A 25,662-nucleotide genomic window follows, 5' to 3' on the forward strand; every position below is an offset into this window, starting at 1 on the left:
CGCCGCGGTCGCCGCGACCCTCGCGGTACGCGGCGGCGCCGCCCCCGCCTGCGCCGCCCCACCGCCGCGCGCCCTGCCCGCCGCACCACCGCTCGGCGGCACCGTCCACATCGGAAAGGCGACCTTCTACGACTCGAAGGGCGCCGGCGGCAACTGCTCCCGGCCCGGGGCACCCGCCAACCGTCTCTACGTCGCCCTCGGCCCCGGCGAGTACGCGGCCGGCGCCTCCTGCGGCGGCCACCTCGACGTCACCGGCCCCAAGGGCACCGTCCGCGTCCTCGTCATGGACCAGTGCCCGGAGTGCGAACCCGGCCACCTCGACCTCTCCGCCGAGGCGTTCGCCCGGATCGCCGACCCGGTGCAGGGCGTCGTCAAGGTCAGCTACCGCGCCGTGGTCGATCCGCCCCTGCCCGGCCCGCTCACCTTCCGCATCAAGGAGGGCGCCTCGCAGTGGTGGTTCGCCGTCCTGGTCGGCGACCACAGCAACCCGCTGCGCGCCGTCGAGGTGCGGCAGGGCGACTCCTGGCGCGCCGCCACCCGCCAGGACTACAACTACTGGCTGATCCCCTCCGGCGCCGGCCCCGGGCCGTACCGCATCCGCGTCACCGACGTGTACGGCCACCGCGCCACCGCCACCGGCATCCGGATGCTTCCCGGCCAGGTCCAGCGCAGCACGGTCCGGATGTACGGCGCCGCCGGCCCGGCCCCATCGACCACGCCCAGCCGCTCGCCCTCGGCCCGGCCCAGCCCTCGTCCCAGCGCCTCGGTCACCCCGTCGCTCAGGGCGCCGGCCAGCCCTCCCGCCGTGCTGGACGCGGCCGCCGCCCCACCGGCCACCCCGGACCCGGTCGCCGCCTGCGGCTGATCGGGCCCCGCACCGCCGGGTCGCCCCGGCTCGGCGGCGATTGTCTCCGTGGCCGCCTGTCGAGCTGATGTCGTGAGCGACTCACGGCGGCTGAGTCGTTGCCGACGTCAGCCCGACAGCGGCCGCCCGGCCCTGACGCGGCTAGTGCGCCTCACCGACGGCCAGGCCGGCGCCCAAGGTGGAGTCAGGTCCGGGTCGAGGAAGCTGACGCGCGGCCCGGCTCGCGCGCCGAGCACACGACGAGGCGCGCCGCCGAGGCGGGGGTCAGACCGTGTCGGCGCCCAGGTCGAGCCACATGAAGACCTCGTCCCGGTCGTCGCCGGGGGCGAGCCGCAGCGCGCCGGGCAGCCGCCCCACTTCGCGGTACCCGAGACGCTCGTAGAACCCGCCCAGGCCCAGCCCGTCCCGGACGGTCACGTGCAGCGCCGCCAGGCCCAGCTCCCGACCGATCCGCTCGGCCTCGCGCATCAGCGCCGCGCCGTAGCCGCGCCCCTGCGTGTCGGGGTGCACCATGACCCGCTTCAGCACCCGCCAGTGCGTCTTCAGGTGGAACCGGTTGTCCGCGATGATCAGGACGCCGACGAGGCGATCCCCCTCGTAGCCGACCAGCAGCCGGTCCGGCCCGTCGGCGATCGCGGCAAAGGTCGCCGTGGCCATGGGCCGCACCTCGGCCTCGGTCACCGGGGCGACGAAGCCGACGGCCCCACCGGCGTTGGTCACGTCCACCCACAGCGCGACGATCTGCTCGCGCAGCTCAGGGGTGAGGTCGGGGTCGAGGACGAAGCGCAGGTTCACGCCCGCCATCCTCCGCGAGCCGACGCGGCACCGACCCGGGTTCGTGATCCTTACGACACTCACCGGTGCCGGGGGCACCGGTGAGCGGATGGTAGGGCCGGCGGGACTCGAACCCGCACTGGTGCGGACCTAAACCGCATGCCTCCTGCCAAATTGGGCTACGACCCCTTCACGGTGTACACCACCGTCCTCCACGGCAATTCTGGCCGACGCCGTAGGCGCCTGCCGATCGGGAAGCCGGTCGGTGTCACAGCCTCCGGATCGTAGACCACATCGGGAGCCACCACAGCCGGCCTACGGTTGCCGGCGTACGTGGCGGTCTGGCTGTGGCAGTTCGGGCAGAGCAGCCGGAGGTTGCACGGACGGTTGTCGAGGAAGTCGCCGTTGATGTGGTCGACGTGCAGGATCAGCGGCGCACCCTGCCAGGTCGCGCCGATCCCGCAGGCCTCGCACTCCTCGGGCAGGCCGATCGCCTGGAGCGCCCGCTTGAGCCGGTGCCCGGGAACTCTGCGGCTGCCCTCCGGCCGCTTCGCCAGCAACGCCGTCACCGGCAGGCGGATGCCTCGCCCGCCCTTGTTGTGCGCGGCCCCGGTGAAGTGTGAGGTGTCGATGTCGAAGCGCTTGAGCTGCCGGCTGAGGTGCGCGTGCGACCCGCCGCTCACCCGGACGCCGAGCAGCCGCATGACCTCGGTGACGCTGCGCGCCTGCGCCGCCGCTGCCGCCAGCCGCTCGGGCGAGTATTTGTAGCGAGGCATGTGCCGACGGTAACGGCGGCCCCCGACAGGCTCAGTCGAGGCCGAGGTCGCGGCGCAGCTTGGCGACGTGCCCGGTGGCCTTGACGTTGTAGAGCGCCCGCTCGATCTTCCCGTCCTCGTCGACGACGAAGGTCGAGCGGATCACGCCGGTGACGGTTCGGCCGTACATCTGCTTCTCGCCGAACGCGCCGTACGCGGTCAGCACCGACTTGTCGGTGTCGGCGACCAGCGGGAAGGTGATGGCGTCGCGGTCGCGGAACTTGGCCAGCTTCTCGGGCTTGTCGGGGGAGATGCCGACCACCTCGTAGCCGGCGGCCTGGAGCGAGGCGAGCGAGTCGCGGAAGTCGCAGGCCTGCTTGGTGCAGCCGGGCGTCATGGCGGCCGGGTACGCGTACAGGATGACCTTGCGGCCGCGCAGGTCGGCCAGGGACAGGGTCCCGCCGGTGTCGGTGGGGAGGGTGAACTCGGGGGCGGGGTCGCCGGGGTTCAGGCGGTCGGTCATGGCGGAGACGATACCGCCGTCGTCGGGTCCGGGGCGGGTGGCGACGCGCCGCCCGCGTGATGATCACCATGGCTTGTTGCAAGGGATTGGCAACAGCGGCCCCGCGCAAATAAGCTCAGCGGGTGGAAACCCTGGCGATGCACATCTCGAACGGGATCATCGACGGTCCCGTCGCCGCGGTGTTCGCGGCCCTCGCGCTGGCCGTGCTCACCTTCTGCGTGCTGCGCGGGCGCCGTGACCTCGACGACCGGCTGGCACCGATGGCCGGTCTGGTGGCCGCGTTCATCTTCGCCGTGCAGATGCTCAACTTCCCGATCTTCACGGCCGGGGTCAGCGGTCACCTGCTCGGTGGCGCGCTCGCCGCGCTGCTGGTCGGCCCGTGGGTCGGGGCGCTCTGCGTCGCCGTGGTGCTGGTCGTTCAGGCGCTGGTGTTCGGCGACGGCGGGGTGGCCATGCTCGGCCTCAACATCACCAACATGGCGCTCCTCGGGACCGCCGCCGCCTACCTGCTGATCGCGCTGCTGCTGCGGGTGCTGCCGCGCACCCCGACCGGGCTGGGCATCACCGCCTTCGTGTCCGCGCTGGTCAGCGTCGTGGTGGCGTCCCAGGGGTTCGTGCTCCAGTACTGGCTGGGCGGCACCACCGACCTGGGCGGCAACCTGGCCGGGCTGTCCGGCACGATGGCCGGCGTCCACCTGCTCATCGGCATCGGCGAGGGCCTGATCACCGCGACCACCGTGGTCACCGTCGCGAAGGTGCGCCCCGACCTGGTGTACGCCCTGCGCGCCCTCAAGCCGGCCGTGCCGGCTCCCGCCGTCCCGGTCGCCGGAGGTGCCCGATGAGCAAGCGTTCCTGGCCGTTCCTCCTCGGCGGCCTGCTGGTCGCCCTGCTGCTGGCCGGCGTGGTCAGCAACTACGCCTCGGCCCACCCGGACGGGCTCGACTCGTCGCTGCTCAAGGGCTGCACGGTCAACGCCGACGACGAGATCACCGGCGGCAGCTGCCCGGCGCAGCAGGCGAAGGACCACGAGTTGGCGGACAGCCCGCTGGCCGACTACGGCGTGCGCGGGGTGAGCAACGGCTTCCTCTCCACCGGCCTGTCCGGGGTGCTGGGCGTGCTGCTCACCTTCGCCCTCGGCGGTGGCCTGTTCTGGCTGGCCCGCCGCCGAGGCCCGGCGACCAGTCCGGCGACCGACGCGGCGACCGACGCGGTGAGCGGTCCCGCCAGCGACCCGAGCGCCGACGAGCGCTCGGCGCGCACCCGCTGAGTCCCGGATGGGTGCCGGTCACGCTCACATGCTCTACCGCGAGGCGTCCTCGCCGGTGCACCGCCTCCCGCCCGAGGTGAAGATCGCCGCGATGGTGGTGTTCACCGTGGCGGTGGTCGCCACGCCCCGGGCCGCGTACTGGGCCTTCGGCGGTTACGCCCTGCTGGTTGTCGCCGTGGCGGCGCTGGCCCGGGTGGGGCCGCGCTGGCTGCTCGGCCGGGCGCTGATCGAGCTGCCGTTCGTGCTGTTCGCGTTCGCGTTGCCGTTCTTCGGCACGGGGGAGCGGGTGGACGTCGCCGGGCTGAGCCTGTCCGTCGACGGGTTGCACGGCGCGTGGAACATCCTGGCCAAGGGCACGCTGGGCGTACTCGCGTCGCTCCTGCTGGCGGCGACCACGACGACGCGGGACCTGATCGTCGGCCTGGACCGGCTGCGGTGCCCGCAGATCCTCACCCAGATCGCCACGTTCATGCTGCGCTACCTGGACGTGCTGGTGGGTGAGGCCCGGCGGATGCGGGTGGCCCGGATGTCGCGGGGCGACGACCCGCGCTTCCTCTGGCAGCTCCGCGGTTTCGCCGCCGGGGTGGGCGCGCTGTTCCTGCGGGCGTTCGAGCGGGGCGAGCGGGTCTACCTGGCCATGGTCTCCCGCGGCTACACGGGCCGGATGCCGGCGGTGTGGCAGGGCGCGGGCGCGGCCACCGCCGGCCAGTGGGCGGCGGCCGCGACGGTGCCGGCGATCGCGGCCACCATCGCCGCCGTCGCGCTCGTCCTGACATGATCGGGTACGTGCAGCAGCCGCCCTCCCTGGACGTCCGTGGCGTCCGGTACGCATACCCGGACGGTCACGTCGCCCTGCACGGGGTGGACCTGACCGTGCCGCGCGGTGAGCGCGTGGCGCTGCTCGGGCCGAACGGCGCCGGCAAGACGACCCTGGTGCTGCACCTCAACGGCATCCTCACCCCGACCGGGGGCACGGTCAGCGTGGGCGGCCTGACGGTGAGCCGGGACCGGGACACCCTCGCCGAGATCCGCCGCCGGGTGGGCATCGTCTTTCAGGACCCCGACGACCAGCTCTTCCTGCCCACCGTGGCCGAGGACGTCGCGTTCGGGCCGGCCAACCTGGGCCTGCGCGGGGCGGAGCTGACCGCCCGGGTGGACGAGGCGCTCGCGGCGGTGGGGATGGCCGAGCACCGGGACCGCGCGCCGCACCACCTGTCGTTCGGGCAGCGCCGCCGGGTGGCGGTGGCCACCGTGCTGGCCATGCGCCCGGAGATCCTGGTGCTGGACGAGCCGTCGTCCAACCTTGACCCGGCCGCTCGCCGGGAGCTGGCGGAGATCCTGCGCGGCCTCCCGGTGACCCTGCTCATGGTCACCCACGACCTGCCGTACGCGGCGGAGCTGTGCGACCGGTCGGTGATCCTGGACGCCGGCCGGGTCGTCGCCGACGCGCCGACCCTGGAGCTGCTCTCCGACGAGCGCCTGCTCGCCGAGCACCGCCTGGAGCTGCCCTACGGCTTCGTGCCCCGCCCGTCCTGAGTCAGCGGGCGACGGGCGTCGCGGCGGTGGCGCGGGCGGCCCGGGAGGCGGTGCGCAGGCGTAGGAGGCCGGCGGCGACCGCGCCGAGGCCGGTGGCGAGGGCCACGGTGACCAGCACCCGGGCGAGGGTGGGCGGGCCGGCGACCGGGGCCACCGAGCGGGACAGGACGGCCAGGTTCGAGACGCCCGCGAAGAGGGTGAGGCAGGCGCCCGCCAGGGCCAGCGCGAAGTCGGCTGCCGGGCGGCGGGCCAGCGCGTAGCCGCCGGCGGCGAGCGCGCCGAGCCCGGTGAGCAGCGTCCACGTCTGCCCGGTGAGCAGGTCGAGCAGCACCCCGCCGGCCCCGGGGGCGCCGGCGTCCACGGCCTTGCCGGCGGTGAGCGCCACGGTCGCCGCCCCGCCCAGGGCGAGCAGGGCGCCCGCCCCGCGCAGCGCGCGGACACCGGTGGCGGTGCCGGCCGGGACCAGGCCGGCCGCGCCGATCACCAGGAAGCCGAGGGTGGCGGCCACCCACCAGGGGTACGCGTCCGGCGGCGGCACCCAGTCCAGGGTGCCGCGCACCTCGACGGTGCCGGTGCCGGCGCGCAGCGGCACCACCCAGTCGCGGACCCGCTGCTCCCGGTCGGGTGCGGCGGCCACCTGGGCGGGCGGGTCCGACTCCAGCCAGAGCGTCCGCTGGTCGTGCCAGCGGGCCGTCGGCCCGTCGGCGATCCGCCGCCAGGCCGGCGCGGCGGCCGGGTCGGCCTCCGGCGGGAGCTGGGTGTCCCCGGCCAGGGTGCGGTTGAGGTAGGTGGCGGGGGAGCGGGTGTTCTCGTAGACGCCGCCGGGCCCGATCCGCAGGTACGGCTCGCCGGAGTAGCCGAGCACCTCGACGTCGGCCGCGGTGCGGTTGGTCAGTTCGAGGCGGGCGCCGGCCTCGACCATCCGGGCGGTGAGCCAGGGCCGGGCCGGAGCGGTCCCGGTGACCTCGGCCCGGTAGTCGGTGCCGTCGGGGGCGTCCGTGCCGTGCGCGGCGGCCGGGGTGGCGGGGGCGAGGACGGCGGCGAGCGCGGCGGTGACGACCAGCGCGGCCCGCCGCAGCGGTGCGGGGATCACTTGCCGGCCGCCTCCACGGCCGCCCTGAGCCCGTCCGGGCTGCGGTCCTCGAGGTCCTTACCGTTGATCCGGATGGTCGGGGTGCCGGTCACGCCGGCCTTGCTGGCGTCGTCGGTGACGTGCTCGGTCCACGACTTGTACTTCCCGTCCTTCACGCAGGAGCCGAAGTCGTCCCGGTTGAGCCCGACGCCCGCGCCGATGTCGATCAGCTCGTCGTCGCTGAGCCCGGCGCTGCCCTCGGCCGGCTGCCGGGCGAAGAGCTGGTCGGTGAACTCCTTGAACTTGCCGCCCTGTGCGGCACAGCCGGAGGCGGCCGAGGAGCGGGTGGAGTATTCCGTGGTGGAGAAGCGGTTGAGGAAGGCCACCGGGTGGAAGTTCACCCGGATCTTGTCCTCGTTGATCAACTGGTTGATCGTCGCGCCGCTGGTGTCCTGGAACCGCTTGCACGCCGGGCAGAGGTAGTCCTCGTAGAGGTCGACGGTGACCGCGCCCTGGCCGAGGACGATGGCGGTGCCGGGCGGGTTGGCGTCGGGCGGGGTGGTGAACGTGTCCGACTTCTGGCTGGAGAAGACTGTCCAGCCGATCAACCCGGCGATCACCAGCACCGCCACGGCGGCGACGGAGGTCCAGATCGTGCGGGTGCGCCGCTTCTCGCGGGCGATCTGGGCGCGGACCACCTGGGCGGCGTTCTTCCGCCCCTTGCGACTACTCATCGTCGACCTCCACGGTGTCGCCCGCCAGCCAGCCGTCCACGGAGAACGGGGTGCGGGGCCAGGTCAGCAGGAACCCGGCCAGGACCAGGAATCCCAGATCCCGGAGGATCTCCGGGAGGTAGCTCGGCGCCTGGCCGGCGGCGAGCTGCCCGCCGCTGCCGAAGCACCCGCAGTCGATGGCCAGGCCACGGGACCAGGCCGAGGTGATGCCGGCGATGAAGACGACCAGCAGCGCCGCGGAGACGCCGGCGGCGAGCCGGGTCGCCAGCCCCAGGAGCAGGAGCACGCCGAGTGCCAGCTCGACGAAGGGCAGCGCGGCGCCGATCACGGTGGCCAGGTCGTACGGCATCACCTGGTAGGCGTTGACCGCCCGGCCGGAGGCGGCCAGGTCGTCGACCTTGGCGGCGCCGGCGACCAACCAGACGGCGGCCAGGCCGAGGCGGGCCGCGACGCCGAGCCAGGGCCGGACGGCGGGCCAGCGGCCGGCCCGGGTGGGGTGTGCGGTCACGGTCATTTGTCGCTTCGGACCCGAGAAAAGTTCCACGATCAGCCCGTCAACGCGTCGCCGGCGGCCTCGACCAGCTCGTCGCGGGCCCGGGCGACGCGGGAGCGGATGGTGCCCACCGGCACCCCCTCCACGGCGGCGGCCTCGGCGTACGACAGGCCGAGCAGTTGGGTGAGCACGAACGCGGAGCGTCGTTCGGCGGGGAGCCGGCGGACCAGGTCGGTGGCGCCGAGCTGCCCGGCCGGGTCCGGGTAGGGCCGGTCGGTTGCCGCGTGCGCGGCGAGCCGCGCGTCCAGCCGCCGGCGGCGGACCACGGTGCGGAGGTGGTCGGCGCAGGCCCGGCGGGCGATGCCGAGCAGCCAGGTGCGCGCGGTGGACCGCCCCTCGAAGGCGGGCAGCGCCCGGAAGGCGCGCAGGTACGTCTCCTGGGTCAGGTCGTCCGCGCTGTCCGGGTCGACCAGGGCGGCGGCGAAGCGCCACACCTCGGCCTGGGTGGCCCGGACGAAGGCGGCCTGGGCCACCGGGTCGCCCGCCCGGGCGGCCAGCGCCCAGTCGGTCGCGGCGTCCCGGGCAGCATCGCCCGCCGGCGGCGCGGGGCGGCCGGCGGAGGTGTCGCGCGGGGCGGGGATCACGACTGACGAGGTTACGCGGCGTACCTGTGCCGGACAGGGTCCTTCGCCCCATTACGTGGTCCCGCCCACGCCGGGAACTTTTCCCGCCCGCCCGCCGACTACCTCCAGGTGACATGCGACGACGCCCGTACCGGGGGGCCGCCCTCGGCGACGACGCCGGTGCGCGGATGAGGTCGGGTCGCCGGGTGCCGCACGGTTCGGGAAGCATGATGGTCATGACTGCTGCCGTACGCCGCCGCCCCGTGGCCGTCGCCGACCGTCCCTGGGCAGCCCGGCTGGGGACCGCCGCCGGTCTGCTGGTCACCCTCGTCGCCCTGCTGCTGGCCCCGGCCACCCCGGCCAGCGCCCACGCGGTGCTGGTGAGCACCAGCCCCGCCGCCTCGGCCGTGGTGCCCAGCGCGCCCGCCGAAGTGGTGATCACCTTCAGCGAGGGCGTCCGCAAGGTCCCCGACAAGGTCCGGGTGATCGCGCCCGACGGTTCCCGGGCCGACCGGGGCGAGCCCACCTTCAAGGGCGCGGTGGTCACCATCCCGGTGGACCCGTCCGGCGCGCGCGGCACCTACCTGGTCAGCTACCGGGTGATCTCGGCCGACAGCCACCCGGTCTCCGGCGCGTTCACCTACTCGGTCGGCGCGCCGTCGACGCCGCCGACGGACACCGGCGCGGACACCCGGGCGAACCCGGTGGTGGGCAACGCGGTCAAGGTGGCCAAGTACCTCGGCTACGTCGGGCTGCTGCTGCTGGTCGGCCCGGCGCTGGTGCTGGCCGCGCTCTGGCCGCGGCGGCTGTCCCGGCGCGGCCCGGCCCGGCTGGCCTGGTCGGGGCTGGGCCTGCTGGCCGTGGCCACGGTCGCGGAGCTGTGGCTCCAGGTTCCCTACACCAACGGCGGCGGCCTGTTCGACGTCACCGGCTCCGCCCTCGGCGACGTGCTGGGCAGCACCTACGGCGCCACGCACCTGGTCCGGCTCGGTCTGCTGGCCGCGGCGGCGTTCCTGCTCCGCCCGCTGTTCGCCGGGCCGGTCGGCCGCACCGACGGGCTCATCCTGGCCATCCTCGGCGGGGCGGCGCTGTTCACCTGGCCCCTCGCGGGCCACCCGGCCGCGTCGCCCGCGCCCGCCGTGTCGGTGGTGGTGGATGCCGTGCACCTCGGCGGCATGGCCGTCTGGCTGGGCGGCCTGGTGATGCTGGCGGTCTTCCTGCTGCGCCGGGCCGACGAGCGGGAGCTGGACGCGATCCTGCCGATCTGGTCCCGCTGGGCGGCGCTGGCGGTGGCGGCGCTGCTGCTCGCCGGGACCGTGCAGGGGCTGATCGAGGTGGCCACCCCGAAGGCGCTGGTCGACACCACGTACGGGCGGCTGCTGCTCGCCAAGATCGTGCTGTTCGCGCTGGTGATCGGGGTGGCCGCGTACTCCCGGGCGCTGGTCCGGCGGCGCGCCGCAGCGGGCCGTCCGGGGTCGGTGCGGCGGGCGGTGGTGGCCGAGCTGGCGGTCACCGCCGTGGTGCTCGGCCTCTCGGCGACGCTGGTGCAGACCACCCCGGCCCGGACGGCCTCCGCCACCGTGGCCGGCGCCCCGGACAACTTCTTCTCCACCACGCTGAGCAGCCCCCTCTACTCGCTGCAGGTCGAGCTGGACCCGGCCGAGACCGGCAGCAACTCGCTGCACCTCTACGCGTACACCAAGGACAACCGGCCTCAGCCGGTGCAGGAGTGGAAGGCCACCGCCGCGCTGCCCTCGGCCGGCATCGAGCCGATCACGATCCCGCTGCTGCCGCTGACCGACAACCACGCCTTCGGCGAGATCAACCTCCCGGCGGCGGGGCAGTGGCAGCTCCGCTTCACCGTCCGCACGTCCGACATCGACCAGGCCACGGTGACCGCCACCGTGCCCGTCACGTAAACGGAAGGCTCGCCCACATGACCCGTCTCCGGCGTCCCGCAACCGCCGCCGCGCTCACCTTCGCCGCCGTGGCCACGGCCGTGCTCGGCCTGGCCGGGCCGGCCTCGGCGCACGTCACCGTCAACCCGAAGGAGGCCACGCAGGGCAGCTACGGCCGCTTCGCCTTCCGGGTGCCGAACGAGAGCGACACGGCGTCGACGACGAAGGTCGAGGTGAACCTGCCGGAGAACGCCCCGGTCGGCTCGGTCTCCACCATGCCGGTGCCCGGGTGGACGGTGGCGGTGGAGAAGCGCAAGGTCGACCCGCCCATCGAGGTGCACGGCAGCCAGCTCACCGAGGCGGTCTCCAAGCTCACCTGGACGGCCGCGCCGAACGGCGGGGTCAAGCCGGGCGAGTTCCAGGAGTTCCCGGTGTCGATGGGCCCGCTGCCGCAGGTCGACCGGATGGTGTTCAAGGTGCTCCAGACCTACTCGGACGGCAACGTGTCGCGCTGGATCGAGGAGCCCACGCCGGGCGGGGAGGAGCCGGAGAACCCGGCGCCGGTGCTCACCCTGGCCGCCGCCTCGGCGTCCGCCTCGTCGGTCGCGAGCGCCCCGGCAGCGGCTGCCGCCGCCGACGACGACGATGACGATGACGCGGACACCGGCGCGGCCACCGCGTTCGGTGTGGCCGGTCTGGTCGCCGGCCTGGCCGGCCTGGTCCTCGGCGGGCTGGCCTTCCTGCGTACCCGGCGGGAGCCCGCCGCGAAGTCCTGACCTGCGGCGACACGCCGGCCCGTCGGATCTTCCGGCGGGCCGGCGGTCGTTCCGCGGCCCTTCGGGTGCTTGCCGTGGATATCCGGCGAATCGTCGGTCGGCGTCGGTAAGGTCGGCCGGGTACTTCGCTACCGAGGGGGACGACGCGAATGCGTTTCGTGCGCACGATCGCCGGCATGCTGCTGTTGACCGTCGGGATTCCGGCCCTGCTGGCGGGCGCGGGGCTCTGGCTCGCCGCCCGGCACGCCGACCCGGACGGCGGCTTCGGCGCCCGCTTCGAGACGGTCCGCACCCCCGCCCGGGCGGTCGTGGTGACCGACGTGGACGCCCTGCTCCGCGCCGACGCGCCGGTCGCCCGGGCCGGGCAGGCCCGGCTGCGGCTGACCGCCCGGACGGCCGACGGTCCCGCCTTCCTCGGCCTCGCCCCGACCGACCAGGTGCGACGGTGGCTGGCCGACGTCCCGCACTCCACCGTGAGCCGGGTCTCGCTGTCCCGGGGGCCGCTGCCGGTCCGCCTCGACCCGCCCACCGCCGGCGCCGCGGCCGCCGTCCCGCTCGACCAGGACCTCTGGGTACGCGAGGGCGTCGGCGCCCTGGAGTGGAGCCCGGCCGAGCTGGCCGACCGGTCGCTGAGCCTGGTGCTGATGCGGCCGGACGGGCGGGCCGACCTGGCCCTGGACCTGCGCGCCGAGCTGCGCGCCGGCTGGTTCCCCGGTGTGGCCTGGGCGCTGCTGGCCGGCGGGACGCTGCTGGTGGTGCTCGCCGTGCTGCTGCTGTTGCGCCCGGTCCGCCCGCGCGAGGTGGTCTTCGTGGTCGAGCCGGACCAGGTTCCGGTGCTGGCCGGCCGGCTGGGCGTCAGCTCGCTCAGCGGGCTGGGCCAGCGGGCCGAGCCGTCCACCCTGCCCGACCGGCAGCTGGTGTCGGTCGGGTCGGCGCCCGTCGAACGGTCCCGTGCGGCCATCGGCCCGGTGCCGAGCCGGCGGCCGGAGAGCCTGGCCGACCTGCCGGTCGACCCGGACTGGTCGTGGCCTCCGGTGACCACCGCCGAGACGCCCCGCCCGGTCCGGCCGGCCACGCCCGTCGACGAGTGACCCGGGCCCGCACGGCGGTGGCCCTCCGCGCTGCCGACGCGGAGGGCCACCGTCACCGGGGGATCGGTGCTACCTGGGAGAAACCTGAGGTAGTTGAGACCAGATTAGCGCCGAACGACGCCTGACGCGAGTTCTGTCCAGTTACCGCCTGTTTGTGACCGACGTCCCGGCCCGCTCCGGTGCCGGCCGGCGGGTGGGCAGCACGGCCAGCAACAGCAGGCTGAGCAGCACGTACGCGTTGCGGACGACGAAGTCCACGGGATCGTCGGTGCGCGCCGGGGCGACGCCCCAGTCCTGGAAGGTGACCACCCCGTAGACGATCACGAAGGCGGTGCCGGCGGCCAGCACGAGCAGCCAGCGCCGCCGGCGGGCACCCTCCACCGTGGCCGGGTCGGCGTCCAGCGCCGCGTCGACCAGCACCACCACCGCCGGGATGAACCAGTACAGGTGGTGGGTCCAGGTGATCGGGCTGACCAGCCCACCGACCAGGCCGGTCAGGGTGAGGCCGGCCAGCGCGTCCCCGGCCCGCGCCGCCCGGGCGGCCCGCCGCAGCCCGTACCCGGCGACCAGCAGCGCCAGCAGCAGCCAGGGCAGCTGGCTCGGCTTGTCCGGCGCGGTGATCCGGCTGAGCAGGCCGAACAGCGACTGGTTGCCGGTGTAGTCGGTCCGGCCCACCCGGTCGGTCGTCCACAGCTCGTGGGTCCAGAACCGCCACGAGTCGCGGGGCGCGACCGCCGCCGCGAGCAGCGTGGCCAGCGTCGCGGTCACGGCCGCCACCACGGCGGCCCGCCAGCGCCGGGTGGCCAGCAGGTAGAGCACGAAGATGCCGGGGAAGAGCTTGAGCGCCGCCGCCAGCCCCACGCCCACGCCGGCCCAGCGCCGCCCCTGGGGTACGGCGAACAGCAGGTCGCCCAGGATCAGCACCACCAGCAGCATGTTGATCTGCCCGAAGGTGATCGTCTCCCGGGTGCTCTCCACCGCGAGGACCAGCAGCACGGCCACCGTGACGCTGAACAGCTTCGGCAGGTCGTGCCGCCGCACCACGGGCAGCACCAGCCAGCGGGTGGTCACCACCACCCCGACCACCGTCAGCACCGTGAAGATCGCGACGGTGACGCCGAGCCGCGGAAGCGCGAACGGCCACAGCACCAGCCCGGCGAGCGGGGGATAGGTGAAGTACAGCAGGCCCTGCACCCGGTCCGGCTGCACGTAGTCGTAGAGCGGATGGCCGGCCCGCCACCAGTCCATCGCGCTCATGTAGATCTTGAGGTCGAGGAAGTTGTGGTTGAGGCCCGGACGGTAGAGCGCCGGCAGCAGCGCCGCGAGTGCCACCACCGCGACCAGCCGGCGGGCCGCACGCCCGCCCGGGTCGTCCTCGGTGACGGCTGGTGGTGCGACGGGTTCGGCTGGCACGGGGAAACCCTAGCGGTCCACCTCGGCGAGGGTGCTTCAGGCGCGGGCGGGTCGGCGGCGCGTAGTCTGTGGCGGTGGCTGATCTTCTCGTCTGGATCGACTGTGAGATGACCGGGTTGGACCTCGGCCGGGACAGGCTGATCGAGGTCGCCGCGCTCGTCACCGATCCCGACCTCAACGTGCTCGGGGAGGGCGTCGACGTGGTCATCCACGCCGACGAGGCGGCGCTGGAGGCGATGCCGGAGATCGTGCGCACCATGCACGCCAAGTCCGGCCTCACCGAGGAGGTGCGCCGCTCGACGGTCACCCTGGCGGAGGCCGAGGACATGGTGCTCGACTACGTCGCCAGCCACGTGAAGGACCCGCGCACCGCCCCGCTGTGTGGCAACTCGATCGCCACCGACCGGGGCTTCATCGCCCGGGACATGCCCCGGCTCGACGCCCACCTGCACTACCGGATGATCGACGTCTCCTCGATCAAGGAGCTCTGCCGGCGCTGGTACCCGCGGGTGTACTTCGGTCAGCCGCAGAAGGGCCTGGCCCACCGGGCTCTGGCCGACATCCGGGAGAGCATCCGCGAGCTGGAGTACTACCGGCGGACCGTGTTCGTGCCGCTGCCCGGCCCGGACGTGGAGAGCGCCAAGGCCATCGCCGCCCAGCTCTGAGCCCCGCCGGGCGGGGCCGCTCCAACCCGGTGGACGGGGCCGGCAGGGGTGTGGCTATTATTAGTCCGCGCCCCGCCGGGTCGACCGGCGCGGAGAGCATGGTGGCTGTAGCTCAGTTGGCAGAGCACCGGGTTGTGGTCCCGGTTGTCGTGGGTTCAATTCCCATCAGTCACCCCAGACGACGCGAGCCCCCTCCTGCGGGAGGGGGCTTCGTCATGTCCGGCCTCGAAGCGGCGAGCGGCCCCCTCCCGGTGGGACGAGGCCGTTCGATGACCGTCGGTCAGGGGGTCGGCGTGACGCTCGGCTCGGCGGCGCCCGGGCTGGTGTCGTCGCCCGGCGCGGCCGGGGGCTCGTACGGCACGGCGCTGCCCTTGACGTACTCGTCCCAGCTCATGTTCCAGTCGGTCCAGCCGTTGCCGTTCTGGAGCTTGCGCTCGGTGCCCTTCACGGTGATCGGGTCACCGATGCGGGTGTTGGCGAAGAGCCAGTTGCCGTCCTTCATCGAGACGTTCACGCAGCCGTGCGACACGTTCGTCCTGCCCTGCACACCCTCGGACCAGGGCGCCGCGTGGATGAACTCGCCGCCCCAGGTGAGCCGCTGGGCGTAGTCGATCTCGGTGCGGTAGCCCTCCTCGGGACCCAGCTCCTCCATGGTGTCGAAGACCGTGTGGCGGAGCTTCTCGATCACCACCATGGTGCCGCTGGACGACGGGGTGCTCTTCTTGCCGAGGCTCACCAGGATGGTCTTGACGACCTTGCCGTCCTTGGTGACCGTCATCTTCTTCGTGCGGTTGTCCACGGTCATCACGAACGACGGGCCGATCTTGACGTCGACGGTGAGGTCGGAGCGGCCGTACCAGCCGTCGCCGAGGGGCAGCCCACCCGCCTGCACCTTGTAGGTCACCGTGCTGTTGGCCTTCCAGAACGCCTTCGGCCGGTAGCGCACCTCGGTCGGGCTCACCCAGTGCCAGATGCCCTCCTGGGCCGGCTTCGACGTGACCACCATCCGCCGCTGCAGGTCGTCGCGGTAGTCCTCCGGGATGGCCCGGCCGAACTTGACGATCAGCGGCATGGCCACCCCGACGACCTGGTTGTCGCCGAGGAAGCTGCTCACCCGGATCTGCTTGCCCGGCTTCGCCATGGTGGTGAAGGTGCTGGTGGCGGTGGCCGGCTTGCCGTCGTCACCGGTCGCGGTCACCGTGGCCGTGTAGGTCTGGCCGTAGGCCAGCGCGCCGTCCGGCAGCCAGCTCTTCCCGTCCTTCGCGAGCTGGCCCTCGACGGCCTTGCCGGCGGAGTCCTTCAGCTCGACGGTGGTCTCCTGCGCCTCCTTCGTCGTGAAGGTGACGGCGGTGGAGGCCGGCACGTCCTTGGCGTCGGCCGCGGGCTCGGTGATGGTGGCCGCCGCCTTCGGGCCGCTCTCACCACCACCCTGCCAGCTCGACGACTTGTCCCCGTCTCCGCCGCCGCCGCTGGTGCAGGCGCTCAGGGCCATGGCGGCGGCGAGCACCGCGGCCGCGAACACGCGGCGTCGCCCGCCGCGCCGGGCCGCCCCGCCCCGGATCAGCTCGTCCTGGCTAGCTCGCATGTGTCCCTCACAGTCGTGGTCCCGGGTCCCGTCTTTACAGACGCGCCGGAACGGTCACCCGTTGCCGGAAGTGAACCGAAACACCCCGCCCGTGATGTAACGATTCTGATGTCGTGCCGCGCTTTGTCGGGCGGGGTGGTTTCCCCTCCGCCCGACAGTACGCCGACGAACGGCCACCGTCGGTGGCGCGTCCGCCCACGTTACGCCTGGTCAGAAGGGCGATCCCTGCCCGCCCTCCGGCACCGGCACGGCGCTGCCCGCGGCGAACTGCGACCAGCTCATGCTCCAGGCCGTCCAGCCGTTGCCCGGCTCCAGCCGCCGCTCGGTGCCCTTCACCGTGATCGGGTCGCCGACCAGCGTCTTGCCGAAGAGCCACCGGCCGTTCGCCATCGAGACGTTGACGCAGCCGTGCGAGACGTTCACCCGGCCCTGCTTGCCCTCCGACCACGGTGCGGCGTGGATGTACTCGCCGCCCCAGGTCAGTCGCTGGGCGAAGTCGATCTCCGTGACGTACTGGTTGCGCGGGTCCGGCTCGTCCCGGGTGTCGAAGACCGTGGACTCCTTCTTCTCCATCACCACCATCGTGCCGCTGGAGGAGGGGGTGCCCTTCTTGCCCAGGCTCACCGGAATGGTGCGGACCACCGACCCGTTCTCGTACACGGTCATCTGCTTGGTCGCGTTGTCGACCTTCATCTCGAACGCGCGCCCGATCTTGGCGGTGGCGCTCCGGTCGACGTTGCCGTAGCGGCCGTTGCTCAGCGGGATCCCGGCCAGCCCCAGCCGGACCGTGATCGTGGTGCCCGGCTTCCAGTACTCAGGCGCCCGGTAGTACGCCTGCGTGCCGTTGTAGACCCAGTGCCACGCGCCCGGCTGCGGCGGGTCGGTCTGCACGAACATCCGCTTCTGCACCGCGGCGCGGTCCTTCTTCGGGATGCCCGGCGAGAACTCGGCGACCACCGGCATGCCGACGCCGTAGGTCTTGCCGCTGAACATGTAGAGCCCGGAGCCGATCATCGACTTCGGCTTGGCCATCGTGGTGAAGCTGCTGGTGCCCTGCCGAGTCTGGCCGTCGGTGCCGGTGCCCGTGACCGTGGCGGTGTACCGGGCTCCGTACTTCAGCGGAGCCGACGGCACCCAGGACGAGCCGTCGCGGCGCAGCCGCCCGGCGACGGTCGCGCCGTTGGCGGCCGTGAGGACGACCTTCGACACCTTGCCGCCGCCCGGGATCTTCGCGCTGATCTCGGTGCTGACCGGGCGCTTGTCGGACCCGTCGGCCGGGCTCACCGTCAGCGCCGGCAGGGCGGGCGCGCTCGGCTCGCCCGTCGCGTCCGGCGACGTGGTCGCCACCGGGTCGCCCTGCTGCGCGCCGGCCACGAACGCCGGCTTCTTCTGGTCGTCACCGCACCCGGTCAGTGCCAGCGACGCCGTGAGGACCAGGACGCCCACCACCGCCCCGGCCCGCGCGAACCTGCCCATTCCCACCTCTGTTCTCGCGTGCCTGGCGGACATCGTGCCGCATGAGTGCCCGCGTCCTGCGCCCCTCGACCGGACAGACGCGAATTTTGTGGGCTTTCGCCGGTTAAGCTCGACCGAAGGGTGGAGCCCGGTATCGGATTGGAACCCGGGTCGGCGTGCGTGCTAAGGTTCTTCCCGTTGTCAGCGAGCGCCGCTAGCTCAACTGGCAGAGCAGCGGACTCTTAATCCGCGGGTTCGGGGTTCGAGTCCCTGGCGGCGCACCAACGAGCAAGGCCCTGACCTGGTGGCTCACACCGGGGCGGGGCCTTTTCGTGTTCGGGGCGCAGATGGGTGCTGGACTGGTCGCCTCGTGGGCCGGCGACCGCCGGCCAGGTCATCGGGCATCGTCGTCTTGAAGCGGCGGCCCTGGTGCGGCCGTAGCTCCCGGCACCCCTTCTGCCGAACGGAGGCCACCCCTGGCGGAGGCCGCTCGGGGGCGTGTTAACGTTCCTGCCGTTGCCGGCGAGCGCCGCTAGCTCAACTGGCAGAGCAGCGGACTCTTAATCCGCGGGTTCGGGGTTCGAGTCCCTGGCGGCGCACGGTTCACATCAGGCCCGGTCCCTCGCGGACCGGGCCTGATGTCTGTCCGGCCCCGGTCCGCTGTCGAGATCTTGGACAGTTGCCGTTCGTCACGAACGGGACGTGTCCAAGATTCGCTCCGCGGTCAATGCTGCCTGCGTCGCCTGAGGCAGATGTCCGGATCGTGACCCGGTGGTCGGGGCTCCACGATCCGCCGCACCTTCGGCGGGCCGTCCGCGTCGACTGGGGTGATTGTCCGGGTCGGGCTGTGATCGGCGGCATCCCGGTGGCGGAATGGCGGGTGGGTGCGGGTCGTTGTATCCGGGTGCACGACCGAGGAGGGCGCCCGTCGAGGCGGGTGCCCGGAGCCTGGAATGTGGGTGGGCCGGCGGTCGTTGCACATGGTCCGGCGCCGCGAAGAGGCCTTGCCCCGCGCGCCGGTGATCCCCCGGAAGTGACTTCTTGAGCGCCTGACGGTGCTTGCGCACGGCCGACCCCTATCGGTCCTGTGTGCCAACCCCCGAATGGAGCTGACCTGTCATGAACACGATGCTGCGCAAGAGTGTGCTGGGTATTGCTGGTCTGGCGGTTGCCGGTGGTCTGGCGGCCGGTCCGCTGCACCATGGTGAGGTGGCGCCGGTGACGGGGCTGTCGGAGGCGGCGGTGGTGCAGGCGGACAAGCCGGATGCCGCGAAGCTGATCCCGCACGGTGTGCAGGGCGCGCAGTCGCACATCGACCTGAACGACGAGCAGATCGGCAACGCCAAGGCGATCATCGCGGCGACGAAGAAGGCCGGCCTGCCCGAGCGGGCCGCGGTCATCTCGATCGCCACGAGCCTGCAGGAGTCGAAGCTGGAGAACCTGGGCCACCTCGGCGATAAGAATGATCACGACTCGCTGGGCCTGTTCCAGCAGCGCCCGACCAGCGGTTGGGGCACGCCGGAGCAGATCACCAACCCCGAGTACTCCACCCTCGCCTTCCTCAAGGGCCTGAAGCAGGTCGACGGCTGGGAGAGCATGCCGCTGACCGACGCCGCGCAGACCGTGCAGGTCTCGGCCTACCCGGACGCCTACGCCCAGTGGGAGCAGCAGGCCGCCGACATCGTCGCCCAGTACTGGAACAGCTGAGCCAAACAACCGCTGGCCGGCACCCCCAACACGGGGTGCCGGCCAGCGGCGTCTGGGGGCCGGGAGAGATCGTCAACCAGTGGTTGACGCAGCGACTGCGTCAACCTATGGTTGACGCATGACGGAGGAGATTGAGCCGCTGAAGATGACCCATCCGGTACGCCTCGACGAGCTGATCGAGGGCATCAAGAAGGTGCACGGCGACGCGCTGGACCAGCTCTCCGGTGCCGTCCTGGTCGCCGACCACCTGGGCGACCTCGCCGACCACCTCGTCGGGCATTTCGTCGACCAGGCCCGCCGCTCGGGGGCCTCGTGGACGGAGATCGGCCGCAGCATGGGGGTGAGCAAGCAGGCCGCCCAGAAGCGGTCCGCCGCGAAGGCCGAGACGGCGGCGGCCCTCGATCCCAACGCCGGCTTCGGCCGGTTCACCCCGCGGGCCCGCAACGTGGTGGTCTCCTCGCAGGAGGAGGCACGGACCGCCGGCAACGCCGAGATCACGCCGGGTCACGTCGCCCTGGGACTGCTGGCCGAGCCGGAGGGGCTGGCGGCCGCGCTGATCGTGGCTCGGGGCGTACCCCTGGAGCGGCTGCGGGAGGCGGTCACCGCGACCCTGCCGGCGAAGGCCGACACGGTTCCGGACCTGATTCCCTACAACGCGCGGGCCAAGAAGGTCCTGGAGCTGACCTTCCGGGAGGCGCTGCGGCTGGGCCACAACTACGTGGGCACCGAGCACATCCTGCTCGCCCTGCTGGAGGAGGAGGCCGGCGACGGCGTGCTCACCGGGCTCGGGCTGGAGAAGTCGGCCCTGGAGTCGGCGGTCGAGGGCGCCCTCGCCGAGATCACCCGCAAGCGGGCCTGACCCGCGACCGGGCCCCCGGACCGCACCGGCCGGGCACGCGCCACGGGGGCGTGTGCCCGGCCGGTGGCACGTCAGGCGGTGGGGAAGCCGTAGCGGGCGGCGTGCTCCGGGTCGGCCGGGTCGACCTGGCGGATGCCCGCGTCGGCGAGGCGCTTGTTCACCTCGTCGAGCTGCTCGCGCACCAGCCGGGCCTCCTCCTCGGTGACCCGGCCGCGGTGCGGCTTGCCGGCGTGCTCGATGGTGCCGTAGTCGATCTTCTCGGCGGAGCGCCGGGCCTTGGGCGGCTTGACGCGCTCGGCGGTGCGTAGCAACTGCGCCATCGGCACGTCGGTGGCCATGGCGTCGAACTCGCTGGCGGTCAGCACCACCCGGCGCGGCTCGCCCCCGCCGTGCCGGTCGTGGATCTCGACGACGGCCACGTCCAGCGCCGCGTCGTCGATGCTCTCCACCTCGACCGGGGTGGCGTCGAGTTGCACGGGCCCGGCCACGAGGTCCGGGTGCTCCAGCACGACGACTCTGACCACCTCGTCGTCGGCGCGCAGCACCTGGCCGCTGAAGTCGGAGACGTGGATCGTCTTCTTGCCCATGCGCGGAGTTTCTCCTGTGGTCGGCCGGATTCGGACCACAAGACGCTACAGCACAGGTGTGCGAAAGCTCGGTGTGGAGCGCTCGGGTGTGTCGCTTGCGTCAGCGGGCGGTGAGGCCGCGCCGGGGGGAGGCGCCCGCCGGCAGCGCGTTCAGCTCGGCCCAGGAGAGTGTCCCGCGGCGAGCCCCCCGGTAGTCGGCCTGCGCCGGGAACCGCCCGGCGGCCACGACGGCCTGCCAGCGCTGCTCGGCGTCCTGCTGGTACCGGTCATTCGGCTGATTCGGCATGACCATTACCGTCCCAGAGAAACTTGTACATGTATGGAAATGAATATGACGCGGGATCGATGTCTGAGGTTCCCGCGTCGCCGGAGATGTTCGGAAACCGTCTACCCACCCGCCCGGCGTCTCAATCAACTCCCGCACGGATCCGGCGGGCGGGCGTACCATGATCACGTGCTCGACCGGCGGCTGTTCCTGCACCTGGCGACCTGGTTGGGGCAGTGGCCGGCGGGTCCCGGGCTGCACGTGGTCCGCTCGCACCGGCGGGCCCGGCCGGCCTGGGACGGGCGGCTGCGCCCGGCCATCGCGGTCGCGTCACCGGAGTGCGGAATCCTCTCGGTGCCGCCGGACCGGGCCGGCGTGGTGCGGGACCTGGTCCGGGAACGGCCCGGGGAACGGCTGCTGCCGGTCCTCCCGGCAGCGGTCGGCGCGCCCGAGTTCACCACCCACGCCGGGCTGTTCCGGTGGAGCACCGCGCCGGCGCCGCTGCCCGACGCCGGTGAGTGGGTCGCGCCGACCACGCCCGGGCTGCCGCCGTGGCTGCGGCTGTTCGACCGGGAGGTGCTGGTGGTCCGGGACGCCGACGGGGCGTACCTGGCCGGCGCGGGGATCAAGCGGCACGACGCGCACGGGCACGAACTGGCCGTGGGGACGGTGCCGGCGGCGCGGGGGCGGGGGCTGGCCCGGCGGCTGGTCGCCCAGGCGGCCCGGCGGGTGCTGGACGAGGGAGCCGTTCCCACCTATCTGCACAACCACGGCAACCACGCCTCCGCGCGGGTGGCCGAGGCGGCCGGCTTCCCGGACCGGGGGTGGACGTCGTACGGGGTGTTCCCGCGCTGACCGGGGCGGGCGCGGACCGTGGATCCCGGGCCGGATCCACGGTCCGCGGCCTCTCCCCCCAGGTCCCGACCCTGGTAACGCTATGTGTCCGCTGCGTGTCGAGCAAGGGGTGAAGCGCTGAGGACCCCTGTCCGGTTGCGGACTTGACCTGCGGTTCAGCCGATGGTGGTGGCCGCAGCGGTCAGTGACGCAGCGTGTGGATCAGGCCGACCACCTGGCGGGTCACGGGGCGCAGCACCCGGAGCCGGGACAGCTTCACCAGCCGGTCGACCAGCGGGACGGCGCCGTCGATGAGCTGGCGGGTCTTGGCCTGGCCCGGGGAGCGGTCGTGCACCCAGTAGAGCACCACGCCCATGTAGCCGAGCCAGAGCAGCTCCGGCAGGGGCTCGCGCAGTTCGGCGTCCACCGTGGCGGCCGAGCCCTCCAGGACCTCGCGGAAGAGCGCGACCGAGGCGTCCCGCGGGCCGGACGACTCGGCGGAGAACGGGCTGAGCGGCGAGGTGGGTTCGGCGGCCGTCTTGAAGAAGCTGGCGGCGAACGAGTGGTACGGCGTGAGGACGTCCACCCCGGCGTGCAGCACGGCGGCCAGCCGGGCGGCGAAGTCCCGCTCCCGGGCCAGGGCGGGCGCGGCCACCACCCGGTGTTCCCGCTGGGTGTCCGCGTAGAACTCCTGGACCAGGTGTTCCTTCGAGCCGAAGTAGTAGTAGGCGTTGCCCACCGCCACGCCGGCCTCCTGGGCGATGGCGCGCATGGTGGTGCGCGCGTATCCCCGCTCGCGGAACAGCCGCATGGCGGTGTCCAGGATCAGCTGGCGGGTCTGCTCACCCCGGGCCGTCGCCCCGGTGCTCGGGCCACCCGCAGCGGTCGTCGGCGCAGTCTGCTCGGTCATCGTCGTCACCGTATCCCGGGTCCGGTCGGGGTTCCCGGACCAGCTCACGCGCCGCGGAGGCGGTCGTCACCATCCGCCGGGCCAGCGGCAGCAGGTGCGGGCGGGCCAGCCGCTCGGCGGTTCGCCGGTGGTCGGCGAGGGCCCAGAGGCAGGCGAACCAGGCGCCGTCGCCCGCGTAGACCGCGCCGGTGTCGGCCACCACGGTCAGGTCCCGCAGCGTGGCGTCGTGGTCGAGCCCGGGGAAGCGCCGCCGGGCCTCCGCCGACCCGGCCGGCACGAACTCCAGGGGTACGAGCTGGGCGCGCGACGCGAGCCACTGCCGGGCGGCCCGGCACAACGGGCAGTGCGCGTCGTAGAGGACGGTGAACCCGCGGATCCCACCGGCCCCGTGCCCGGTGGGATCCGTCGGGCGCCCGCCCGGGGCGAGCGTCATCGTGGCGGGGCCGGCGGCGCCTGCCCGGGTGGGGGGCCGGCGGGCACCGGTGCGGCCGGGTGGGCCGGTCGGGCGCCGCCCTGCGGCGGGAGGTAGCCGACCGGGGCGAGCGGCGGGTGGGCGGCCGCCTGCTGGCGCAGCCGCCCGCGCCGGTAGCGACCGAGCGCGAAGACGTTGAAGAAGTGCAGCGCGCCGAGGACCAGGAGCACCCAGCCGACCTTCATGGAGAGCTGTTCCAGCGCCTGGCTGGTGGTGCCCACCGGGCCGGCCTCCTTCATGGCCACCGTGACGTAGCCGAGGTTGAGCAGGTAGAAGCCGACCACCAGCAGGCTGTTGACCGCGTCGGCCAGCCGCTTGTCGGCGAAGACGTCCTCCAGGAACACCAGCCCGTTGCGGGCGAGCGCCCGGGCCACCCACACGGTCAGCGCGATGCTGACCGCGAGGTAGGCCAGGTACATCCAGACCTTCACGTCCATCCCCGTCGCCTCTCTTGAACACGTTCAAATCGAAGTCCGGCTCAGCGTACGACAGGGCTTGAACATGTTCAAGTTCCTCGGCTTGCGCGCGGCCGGTATGGTCGCGACGGCGTTGTCGGAGCGGACGGGCGGGTCATGGAAATCGGTACGCGGGACGCGGGGGCGGGCCGGCTGGTCGTCAGCCTGGTCGGCGACCTCGACATGGCCGCGGCACCCGCGTTCGACCGGGCGGTCGACGCCGTGCTGGACCGGCCCGACCTGGTGGAGATCCTGGTCGACCTCGGCGCCGTCACGTTCCTCGACTCGACCGGGGTGGCCGCCCTGCTGCGCGCCGCCGCCGAGGCGGTCGGCCGGGGCGCCACCCTCCGGGTGACCGCCCCGCAGCCCCTGGTGGCCCGGGTGCTGCGAATCACCGCGGTCGACGTCCTGCTCGGTTGGCCGGGCGGCCGGGACGACGACGGCAGGACCGTGGAGCCCGGCTGGCGCCGCCTGCGGTGAACCGCCTCAGGGCTCCGTCCGGGCCGCCGCCGCGCCCGACCACTCCACCAGCACCATGCTGGCGTCGTCGCGGGAAGCGGTGCCCCGGTACGCGGCCACGGCGCGGCTCAGCCGGCGCAGCGTCTCCGGCCCGGGCAGGTCCGCGCCGATGAGCCGCTCGGCGAGGTCGGCGAGCCGGGGCAGCCCGAACATCTCCCCGGCCGCGTCGCGCGCCTCGGTCACCCCGTCGGTGTAGAGCAGCAGCCGGTCGTCCGGCTCCAGCCGGGCCTCACCCGGCTCGCCGCCGGGCAGGTTCAGACCGAGCGGTGGGCGCCGTCCGCCGGTCAGGGCGCGCACGGCCCGTCCCCGGCGCAGCAGCACCGGGGCGGGGTGCCCGGCGTTGACGTACCGGACCCGTCCGGTGTCGACCTCGACCTCGGCCAGGACGGCGGTCACGAACCGCCCGTCCCGCCACTGGCTGAACAGGGCCGCGTCGACCGCGGCGACCTGCTCGGCCAGCCCGCCGCCGGCGCGCCGGGCGGCCCGCAGCGCGGCGAGCGCGACCGAGGTGGTCAACGTCGCCGGCAGCCCGTGCCCGACCCCGTCCAGCACCGCGAGCGTGAGCCGGCCGCCGTCCAGCGCGTAGTCGAACGCGTCCCCGCCCACCTCATAGCAGGGTTCAAGGATCGCGCTGACGGCGGCCGTGTCGGTGGCGAAGGTGAGCGGGGGGAGCAGTTGCCAGAGCAACTCGGCGGAGACGGCCATGGGTCCGCTCCGCCGGGCGCGGTTCAGGCTGTCGCCGTACGCGGACTTGCTGGTCACCAGGTGCCCGACCAGACCGGCGAGCGTCCGGCAGCCGTCGTGCAGGGCGGGGTCGTCCGGGTCCGCGCCGGCCGGCAACCGGACCTCCAGCAGCCCCAACCGCTCGGTGCCGTCGACGATCGGCACCCAGAGCCGGCCGTCCTGCCCGACCCGCACCCGCACCTCGGTGTAGGCGCGGCCGGGCAGGCTGGTGTCGATGGGCAGCGGGTCCGGCAGCGGGCGACCCGGCTCGGGCAGCGGGCGCAGCAGGTCCTGCTCGACGTCCACCACGTACGTGGTCATGGACACGCCCAGGTCGCGCACCGCCGCGCTCACCGCCGCGGGCACCCCGTCGGGCGGCACCCGGTGGGACCGGGAGACCAGGTCGGCCGCTGCCCGGTGCCAGGGGTCGGTTGCGCTCATCCGACCCGTGTACCCCGGAACGGCGCGGGGCAGACCTCAGCCGGCCAGGCCGAGCACCTGGGCCGCCGCGCGGCCGTTGGCGTGACTCGCGCCGTACGTGGTGACGAAGGCCCGCGCTTCGGCCGGCCGCCAGCCGCCCGGCCAGCCCATCTCCACCACGGTCACCGGGTGCGTGGCGGCCAGCGCGTCGACCAGCTCCCGCGCCCCGGGCAGCCGGTGCAGGTGGCGGCCGACCAGCACGACGGGCCGGTCGCCGGCGAGAGCGCGCAGCTCGTCCGGCTCGGTCTCGCCGGCCACCGCGCGGACCACCTCCGCCCCGGCCAGGTGCGGGCCCAGCCCCCACGGCACCCGCCCCTCGGCGATGG

28 protein-coding genes, 4 tRNA genes and 2 pseudogenes are annotated in these 25,662 nt (G+C 73.6%); 16 read left to right on the forward strand and 18 right to left on the reverse strand.

The window, feature by feature from the left end:
* Window positions 1–865 (forward strand): expansin EXLX1 family cellulose-binding protein (locus F8274_RS18410; RefSeq protein ID WP_151463634.1); only part of this gene is annotated, 865 nt, incomplete at its 5' end.
* Window positions 866–1,129: 264 nt separating this feature from the next.
* On the opposite strand, the gene F8274_RS18415 is transcribed toward F8274_RS18410, so the two are convergent.
* The 4 genes from F8274_RS18415 to bcp form a co-directional block, all read right to left on the reverse strand.
* Window positions 1,130–1,669: a GNAT family N-acetyltransferase gene (locus F8274_RS18415; RefSeq protein WP_192579885.1), complete on the reverse strand. Its 540-nt coding sequence runs from the start codon at window positions 1,667–1,669 to the stop codon at window positions 1,130–1,132.
* 80 nt (window positions 1,670–1,749) lie between these two features.
* Window positions 1,750–1,828: transfer RNA gene (locus F8274_RS18420), tRNA-Leu, on the reverse strand.
* The gene (locus tag F8274_RS18425) at window positions 1,819–2,415 is read right to left on the reverse strand and encodes an HNH endonuclease signature motif containing protein (protein WP_151463636.1); all 597 of its coding nucleotides are present in this window, start codon (window positions 2,413–2,415) and stop codon (window positions 1,819–1,821) included. Before F8274_RS18425 ends, F8274_RS18420 begins: the two co-directional genes overlap by 10 nt.
* A gap of 31 nt (window positions 2,416–2,446) precedes the next feature.
* Complete coding sequence (gene bcp, locus F8274_RS18430) at window positions 2,447–2,917, reverse strand: thioredoxin-dependent thiol peroxidase (RefSeq protein WP_151463637.1); 471 nt, start codon at window positions 2,915–2,917, stop codon at window positions 2,447–2,449.
* A 122-nt stretch (window positions 2,918–3,039) separates the two neighbouring features.
* On the opposite strand from bcp, the gene F8274_RS18435 reads away from it, so the two are divergent.
* The 4 genes from F8274_RS18435 to F8274_RS18450 are packed head-to-tail and all read left to right on the forward strand — an operon-like array spanning window position 3,040 to window position 5,720.
* Entirely contained in the window at window positions 3,040–3,759 is a 720-nt protein-coding gene (locus tag F8274_RS18435; RefSeq protein WP_151463638.1) for an energy-coupling factor ABC transporter permease, read from the forward strand.
* Window positions 3,756–4,184 carry a PDGLE domain-containing protein gene (locus F8274_RS18440; protein ID WP_225853858.1) on the forward strand — a complete coding sequence of 143 codons (429 nt, stop codon included), beginning with the start codon at window positions 3,756–3,758 and terminating at the stop codon, window positions 4,182–4,184. The genes F8274_RS18435 and F8274_RS18440 overlap by 4 nt, the downstream gene beginning before the upstream one ends.
* Window positions 4,185–4,191: 7 nt before the next feature.
* Complete coding sequence (gene cbiQ, locus F8274_RS18445) at window positions 4,192–4,962, forward strand: cobalt ECF transporter T component CbiQ (RefSeq protein WP_151463639.1); 771 nt, start codon at window positions 4,192–4,194, stop codon at window positions 4,960–4,962.
* Window positions 4,959–5,720 (forward strand): energy-coupling factor ABC transporter ATP-binding protein, encoded by a 762-nt coding sequence (locus F8274_RS18450; RefSeq protein WP_151463640.1) that lies wholly within the window; start codon window positions 4,959–4,961, stop codon window positions 5,718–5,720. The genes cbiQ and F8274_RS18450 overlap by 4 nt, the downstream gene beginning before the upstream one ends.
* 1 nt (window position 5,721) lies before the next feature.
* On the opposite strand, the gene F8274_RS18455 is transcribed toward F8274_RS18450, so the two are convergent.
* From F8274_RS18455 to F8274_RS18470, 4 genes are read right to left on the reverse strand one after another with little or no spacing between them, the layout of a single operon-like run.
* The gene (locus F8274_RS18455; protein ID WP_225853859.1) at window positions 5,722–6,813 is read right to left on the reverse strand and encodes a hypothetical protein; all 1,092 of its coding nucleotides are present in this window, start codon (window positions 6,811–6,813) and stop codon (window positions 5,722–5,724) included.
* Window positions 6,810–7,526: a thioredoxin domain-containing protein gene (locus F8274_RS18460; protein ID WP_151463641.1), complete on the reverse strand. Its 717-nt coding sequence runs from the start codon at window positions 7,524–7,526 to the stop codon at window positions 6,810–6,812. Before F8274_RS18460 ends, F8274_RS18455 begins: the two co-directional genes overlap by 4 nt.
* Window positions 7,519–8,040, reverse strand: coding sequence for a MauE/DoxX family redox-associated membrane protein (locus F8274_RS18465; RefSeq protein WP_151463642.1), 522 nt, complete (start codon window positions 8,038–8,040; stop codon window positions 7,519–7,521). The genes F8274_RS18460 and F8274_RS18465 overlap by 8 nt, the downstream gene beginning before the upstream one ends.
* Before the next feature lie 32 nt (window positions 8,041–8,072).
* Window positions 8,073–8,663, reverse strand: coding sequence for a sigma-70 family RNA polymerase sigma factor (locus F8274_RS18470; protein WP_151463643.1), 591 nt, complete (start codon window positions 8,661–8,663; stop codon window positions 8,073–8,075).
* Between the two features lie 215 nt (window positions 8,664–8,878).
* Here F8274_RS18470 and F8274_RS18475 point away from each other — a divergent pair, with 215 nt between their 5' ends.
* The 3 genes and pseudogenes from F8274_RS18475 to F8274_RS32010 form a co-directional block, all read left to right on the forward strand.
* On the forward strand, window positions 8,879–10,561 hold the full coding sequence (locus F8274_RS18475; RefSeq protein ID WP_151463644.1) for a copper resistance CopC/CopD family protein: 1,683 nt from the start codon (window positions 8,879–8,881) through the stop codon (window positions 10,559–10,561).
* Window positions 10,562–10,578: 17 nt separating this feature from the next.
* Entirely contained in the window at window positions 10,579–11,316 is a 738-nt protein-coding gene (locus F8274_RS18480) for a YcnI family protein (RefSeq protein WP_151463645.1), read from the forward strand.
* Window positions 11,317–11,978: 662 nt separating this feature from the next.
* Window positions 11,979–12,407 (forward strand): annotated as a pseudogene (locus F8274_RS32010) (hypothetical protein); the annotation flags it as partial.
* A gap of 141 nt (window positions 12,408–12,548) precedes the next feature.
* Here the strand turns inward: F8274_RS32010 and F8274_RS18490 are convergent.
* A complete protein-coding gene (locus tag F8274_RS18490; protein ID WP_151463646.1) occupies window positions 12,549–13,820 on the reverse strand; it encodes a glycosyltransferase family 87 protein in 1,272 nt (423 codons plus the stop codon).
* Window positions 13,821–13,888: 68 nt separating this feature from the next.
* Between F8274_RS18490 and orn the strand changes: the two genes are divergently transcribed.
* Together orn and F8274_RS18500 are read left to right on the forward strand one after the other, a co-directional pair.
* Entirely contained in the window at window positions 13,889–14,485 is a 597-nt protein-coding gene (gene orn / locus F8274_RS18495; RefSeq protein WP_151463647.1) for an oligoribonuclease, read from the forward strand.
* Window positions 14,486–14,586: 101 nt separating this feature from the next.
* A tRNA-His gene (locus F8274_RS18500) sits at window positions 14,587–14,662 on the forward strand.
* A 103-nt stretch (window positions 14,663–14,765) separates the two neighbouring features.
* On the opposite strand, the gene F8274_RS18505 is transcribed toward F8274_RS18500, so the two are convergent.
* Both F8274_RS18505 and F8274_RS18510 read right to left on the reverse strand, forming a co-directional pair.
* Entirely contained in the window at window positions 14,766–16,070 is a 1,305-nt protein-coding gene (locus F8274_RS18505) for an Ig-like domain-containing protein (protein ID WP_151463648.1), read from the reverse strand.
* A gap of 210 nt (window positions 16,071–16,280) precedes the next feature.
* Window positions 16,281–17,546 carry an Ig-like domain-containing protein gene (locus F8274_RS18510; RefSeq protein ID WP_151463649.1) on the reverse strand — a complete coding sequence of 422 codons (1,266 nt, stop codon included), beginning with the start codon at window positions 17,544–17,546 and terminating at the stop codon, window positions 16,281–16,283.
* A 187-nt stretch (window positions 17,547–17,733) separates the two neighbouring features.
* On the opposite strand from F8274_RS18510, the gene F8274_RS18515 reads away from it, so the two are divergent.
* From F8274_RS18515 to F8274_RS18530, 4 genes are all read left to right on the forward strand, one after another.
* Window positions 17,734–17,809: transfer RNA gene (locus F8274_RS18515), tRNA-Lys, on the forward strand.
* A 242-nt stretch (window positions 17,810–18,051) separates the two neighbouring features.
* Window positions 18,052–18,124, forward strand: a tRNA-Lys gene (locus F8274_RS18520).
* A gap of 520 nt (window positions 18,125–18,644) precedes the next feature.
* The gene (locus F8274_RS18525) at window positions 18,645–19,232 is read left to right on the forward strand and encodes a hypothetical protein (RefSeq protein WP_151463650.1); all 588 of its coding nucleotides are present in this window, start codon (window positions 18,645–18,647) and stop codon (window positions 19,230–19,232) included.
* Window positions 19,233–19,350: 118 nt separating this feature from the next.
* On the forward strand, window positions 19,351–20,091 hold the full coding sequence (locus F8274_RS18530; protein ID WP_151463651.1) for a Clp protease N-terminal domain-containing protein: 741 nt from the start codon (window positions 19,351–19,353) through the stop codon (window positions 20,089–20,091).
* Between the two features lie 71 nt (window positions 20,092–20,162).
* Here F8274_RS18530 and F8274_RS18535 read toward each other — a convergent pair whose 3' ends face one another.
* Window positions 20,163–20,678, reverse strand: coding sequence for a hypothetical protein (locus tag F8274_RS18535; RefSeq protein ID WP_151463652.1), 516 nt, complete (start codon window positions 20,676–20,678; stop codon window positions 20,163–20,165).
* Window positions 20,679–20,778: 100 nt separating this feature from the next.
* Complete coding sequence (locus tag F8274_RS18540) at window positions 20,779–20,964, reverse strand: DNA repair protein (RefSeq protein WP_151463653.1); 186 nt, start codon at window positions 20,962–20,964, stop codon at window positions 20,779–20,781.
* A gap of 168 nt (window positions 20,965–21,132) precedes the next feature.
* Here F8274_RS18540 and F8274_RS18545 point away from each other — a divergent pair, with 168 nt between their 5' ends.
* Window positions 21,133–21,798: a GNAT family N-acetyltransferase gene (locus F8274_RS18545; RefSeq protein WP_192579886.1), complete on the forward strand. Its 666-nt coding sequence runs from the start codon at window positions 21,133–21,135 to the stop codon at window positions 21,796–21,798.
* A gap of 181 nt (window positions 21,799–21,979) precedes the next feature.
* Here F8274_RS18545 and F8274_RS18550 read toward each other — a convergent pair whose 3' ends face one another.
* The 3 genes from F8274_RS18550 to F8274_RS18560 are packed head-to-tail and all read right to left on the reverse strand — an operon-like array spanning window position 21,980 to window position 23,596.
* The gene (locus F8274_RS18550; RefSeq protein ID WP_151463655.1) at window positions 21,980–22,687 is read right to left on the reverse strand and encodes a TetR/AcrR family transcriptional regulator; all 708 of its coding nucleotides are present in this window, start codon (window positions 22,685–22,687) and stop codon (window positions 21,980–21,982) included.
* A complete protein-coding gene (locus F8274_RS18555; RefSeq protein WP_151463656.1) occupies window positions 22,620–23,120 on the reverse strand; it encodes a thiol-disulfide oxidoreductase DCC family protein in 501 nt (166 codons plus the stop codon). Before F8274_RS18555 ends, F8274_RS18550 begins: the two co-directional genes overlap by 68 nt.
* Window positions 23,117–23,596 carry a hypothetical protein gene (locus F8274_RS18560; RefSeq protein ID WP_151463657.1) on the reverse strand — a complete coding sequence of 160 codons (480 nt, stop codon included), beginning with the start codon at window positions 23,594–23,596 and terminating at the stop codon, window positions 23,117–23,119. The genes F8274_RS18555 and F8274_RS18560 overlap by 4 nt, the downstream gene beginning before the upstream one ends.
* Window positions 23,597–23,731: 135 nt before the next feature.
* Here F8274_RS18560 and F8274_RS18565 point away from each other — a divergent pair, with 135 nt between their 5' ends.
* Window positions 23,732–24,094 carry an STAS domain-containing protein gene (locus F8274_RS18565; protein ID WP_151463658.1) on the forward strand — a complete coding sequence of 121 codons (363 nt, stop codon included), beginning with the start codon at window positions 23,732–23,734 and terminating at the stop codon, window positions 24,092–24,094.
* A 6-nt stretch (window positions 24,095–24,100) separates the two neighbouring features.
* Here F8274_RS18565 and F8274_RS18570 read toward each other — a convergent pair whose 3' ends face one another.
* Both F8274_RS18570 and F8274_RS18575 read right to left on the reverse strand, forming a co-directional pair.
* On the reverse strand, window positions 24,101–25,297 hold the full coding sequence (locus F8274_RS18570; RefSeq protein WP_151463659.1) for a PP2C family protein-serine/threonine phosphatase: 1,197 nt from the start codon (window positions 25,295–25,297) through the stop codon (window positions 24,101–24,103).
* A 36-nt stretch (window positions 25,298–25,333) separates the two neighbouring features.
* Window positions 25,334–25,662 (reverse strand): annotated as a pseudogene (locus F8274_RS18575) (glycoside hydrolase family 3 protein); the annotation flags it as partial.

The sequence above is a fragment of the Micromonospora sp. AMSO31t genome (assembly GCF_008868175.1).
GTDB lineage: Bacteria > Actinomycetota > Actinomycetes > Mycobacteriales > Micromonosporaceae > Micromonospora.